2 protein-coding genes are annotated in these 4,143 nt (G+C 43.4%); both read right to left on the bottom strand.

The genetic code is table 11. The features are described 5' to 3' along the window. Positions 1-149 precede the first annotated feature (149 nt). Positions 150-1,772, bottom strand: a complete 1,623-nt coding sequence (locus B2Z67_RS15060) for a DUF4932 domain-containing protein (protein ID WP_291530663.1) — start codon at positions 1,770-1,772, stop codon at positions 150-152. A 286-nt stretch (positions 1,773-2,058) separates the two neighbouring features. Continuing rightward, on the bottom strand, positions 2,059-4,023 hold the full coding sequence (gene gyrB, locus B2Z67_RS15055) for a DNA topoisomerase (ATP-hydrolyzing) subunit B (RefSeq protein WP_291530662.1): 1,965 nt from the start codon (positions 4,021-4,023) through the stop codon (positions 2,059-2,061). Positions 4,024-4,143 lie beyond the last annotated feature (120 nt).

The raw sequence follows: 4,143 nt of genomic DNA, 5'->3' as shown, positions 1-4,143 counted from the left end.
ATGACGCGGATTTTTAAATACTGTGCTACGTTAGCCTACCCGAAAAATAAAAAGAGATCCGTGCCATCCGCATTCTGCGTCTAAAAAATTATAGCATAAACTAATTATGAACATCTACTTAATATTAATCTTTTCTTATACAACATGTTTTAGAATGTCCATTTATTCTCTTTATTTTTATAAACTCCTCTACTTATGATTGTCTCATTATTCAGAAACAAGATATAGTCATTATAGGAAGAAAGCAGACTGGGATTGAAAATATCTTGAATGGCTTTATTTGAAAGAGCAGTGAAGATTAACATACCGTTTTGAGGGTTATGAGGATTGGGTACGCAAGTGACAAACTTGAGATTCACGTCCGTATATTCCTTGTCTGCATACATAGTTTGGTTCTCAACTTTAAACGGAAGGGTGGAAGCATATTGTTTTAAGAAAAGGTTGCTCTCAATAGTCCCTAAGGTAAAAATCCCGCATTCGGACAGATCGGTCTGTAAAGCTGTAGTATCTGCCAGCAATGTAGCCATGCCGGGAGGTAACATGTTAGCAACCTGTAAAGCATAATCCTGAGCTACTTTTAATGCTTCTGCATCCGAATCCCGGGTGGGATAGATAACGGACATCCTCTCCGCCATCACCGTACTGAAAGGCCCTTGAAATGACATATTGAATTGTTTCCAATACTCTATCTTTTGCAAGCTATCCAATACATTTAGCAGTTCAGGATAGAATGCCGAGAAAGTAACGTTGTTCTCATCCCGTTGCCTGTCAAAGTCTTTGAGCTTCTCAACAAGTGGTTCGATATAGATGAAACGCCTCTTTAATTCACTGTCCAACAAACCCTTTGATTGCGGGGAGCCTAAACGCAAATCATACAGTCTGACAGTTGTAGCTCTAATAATATGTTCGTTGACGCACGTGTACCAATACCTATATCCCTGGCCATACATTCCTTTTTTTATGGGTTCAAACAGGCTGTCTGTAGACTTAACCCGCTCTGCGTATTTATTGCCGAGAGGGTTTACAAAGAAATGTCCATACTCATGCCAGATGTAAAAGCGGATGTTGTCTGCACTTAGATAAGGGATACCGTCTTTTATCTGAGTGGTTGAAATGGTAGTAGAAAAACGGTCTTTCCCATCATTGCCGGTAACAAATCCACCCTTGCCTCCGCGGAAGGCGGGGGTTATGATAATATTGTAGAAATCTTGGGTTTCATTAAAATAGTCCTCCATAGCTTCAACCAAATCTATTTCTCCCATATTGGCAATCGTCATGTCCAGTATCTGGTTGTAGAATGGAATCTTGCTGTTCCAAAATGCTTCGAAACCTGATGCTTCCGCAAACTGTTTCATCGCTTTTCTGTATTGCTCCAGGTTATCACTTCCACTGCTTCGTCCCGTTATATAATTGGAATATTTTGCGGTAGGCTCTAATTCCATTGGTTGAGACAGATGCAGCATAAAGGCTACAGGCGCATCCGAATTGAAATTATATTTCTGGTGAAGACTTTCGGTTAATTTAACTGCTTCGTGTGATGAAAAGGAATCAAAATAGCTTGCAATTTCTTTGGAATAAGGAACAACCCTGTCTGCCAGATCCATGTTGGTTGATAATGTATGGATAACCGCCAATAGCTCCATCCGGGGGTCGATGGTTATTTTCAGTTTTCCTACGGTACGTTCAATGGGTTGAATTGTTGCGCCTTTAACCAGGCTTTGGGATAGAACCAAACAGAGCATAAAGCTCAGAAAATGACATGTATTTTTCATTGTTAGAGATATTATTATAAGATTATTGATTATTCATTATCTGCAAATATAATGAATATTATGCTTATTCGCAATAGTGTTACTGATATTGATAAATGATAATTTAGCGGTGAGAATAGAGATACTCTTGCTAATAGACCCCTAAATTATAAGTAGTAAGCTTGAATGAACGCATCTCGTGAGATACCATAACGAAAGAAGCGCCGGATGAACAGGAATTTCCTGTAGCCCACGGCGCTTCTTCGTTGTAAAATGTGATATTTATCAATAAAAACTCGTCATTGTATTATGCATCAATATTCGCATACGTCGCATTCTTTTCAATAAAGTCGCGGCGCGGACCTACGTCTTCACCCATCAACATGGAGAAAACATAATCCGCTTCAGCAGCGTTTTCAATGCTGACTTGCTTCAACATGCGATTTTCCGGGTTCATGGTTGTTTCCCACAACTGTTCCGGGTTCATTTCACCCAAACCTTTGTAGCGCTGTGTGTGTACGGCACTTTCCGAACCGCCGGCATAAGCGTCGATAAACTTCTGGCGTTGTTGGTCAGTCCAGCAGTATTCCTCCACTTTACCTTTCTTGCAAAGATAAAGGGGTGGAGTGGCGATATACAGATATCCGTTCCGGATAACCTGCGGGAAGTAGCGGAAGAAGAGTGTCATAATCAATGTGTCGATGTGAGAACCATCGACGTCGGCATCGGTCATGATAATTACTTTCTTATAACGCAACTTGTCGATGTTAGCTTCTTTACTGTCCTCTCCGTCTACGCCGAAACGTATTCCCAGCGCTTGAATGATATTGTTTACTTCATCGCTCTCGAATGCTTTGTGCCACATAGCTTTTTCCACGTTCAGGATTTTACCGCGGAGCGGAAGGATGGCCTGGAACTTACGGTCGCGTCCTTGTTTGGCCGAACCGCCTGCAGAATCGCCCTCAACGAGGAACAATTCACATTCATCGGCGTCTTTGCTGGAACAGTCTGCCAGTTTACCCGGCATACCACCACCGCCCATTGGCGATTTGCGTTGTACTGATTCGCGAGCCTTACGTGCTGCTACACGCGCCTGCGCAGCCAATATCACTTTGTCTACTATCAGTTTTGATTCCTTTGGATGCTCTTCCAGATAATAAGTCAGGGCTTCGCCTACGGCTTGGTCTACGGCTCCCATTACCTCGTTGTTACCGAGCTTTGTTTTGGTCTGTCCTTCAAACTGCGGTTCTGCTACCTTGATGGAGATAACGGCAGTGAGGCCTTCGCGGAAGTCATCGCCGGCTATTTCGACCTTGGCTTTCTCCAGCATCTTGTTATCCTCGGCGTATTTCTTTAGAGTACGGGTCAGCGCGCGGCGGAAGCCTGCGAGGTGCGTACCGCCTTCAATTGTATTGATGTTGTTTACGTACGAGTGGATGTTTTCGTTATAAGACGTATTGTACATGATGGCTACTTCCACCGGTGTGCCTTGCTTCTCTGTGCTGATGTAAATTACATCATTCATCAGATGCTCGCGGGAAGAGTCAATGTAGCGGACAAATTCTTTTAATCCTTCTTCCGAATAGAATATCTCTTGCTTGAAACTGTTGTCATCTTCGTTCTTCACGCGAAGGTCGGTCAGTGTTATCTTGATTCCGGCATTGAGATAGGCTAACTCGCGCATGCGGGTAGCAAGGATTTCGTAGTTGTAAACGGTCTCGGTGAAGATGGACTTGTCCGGCCAGAACTGTTGGCGGGTACCGGTAATATCACTTGTACCTATTTCTTTTACGGAGTACAACGGATGGCCGCATTCGTATTCTTGCTGATAGACCTTACCGTTACGGAAAACCTGCGTAGTCATGTGTGACGACAAGGCGTTCACGCACGATACGCCCACACCGTGAAGACCGCCGGATACTTTGTAAGAACCTTTATCGAACTTACCGCCGGCGTGCAGTACGGTCATAACAACTTCCAGGGCTGATTTCTGTTCCTTTTCGTGGAAGTCAACCGGGATACCGCGTCCGTTATCCTGTACGGTGATGGAGTTATCTTCGTTGATGGCTACTTCGATGTGGTCGCAATAACCGGCGAGGGCTTCGTCGATGGAGTTGTCCACAACTTCATAAACCAGGTGATGAAGTCCTTTTGTACTAATGTCGCCAATATACATTGCGGGACGTTTCCTAACCGCTTCCAGGCCTTCCAGAACCTGGATGTTCTCGGCTGAATAGTTCCCGTTATTGGAGTTAATCTGTTCTTCAGTCATAATGTAATTTTCTTATTCAAATAACAGAGCAAATATAGTGAAAATCATGGGATATAGCGCCAAACAAATGGATAAATTTTGTTCGTTTACGGCTTTTTAGGGCTCACCCGCAAATCATTG

Source organism: Bacteroides sp. UBA939 (assembly GCF_002293435.1).
Lineage (GTDB): Bacteria > Bacteroidota > Bacteroidia > Bacteroidales > Bacteroidaceae > Bacteroides.
The sequence above is the reverse complement of the archived record's forward strand: the minus strand, read 5'-3'. Positions and strand labels throughout refer to the sequence as shown.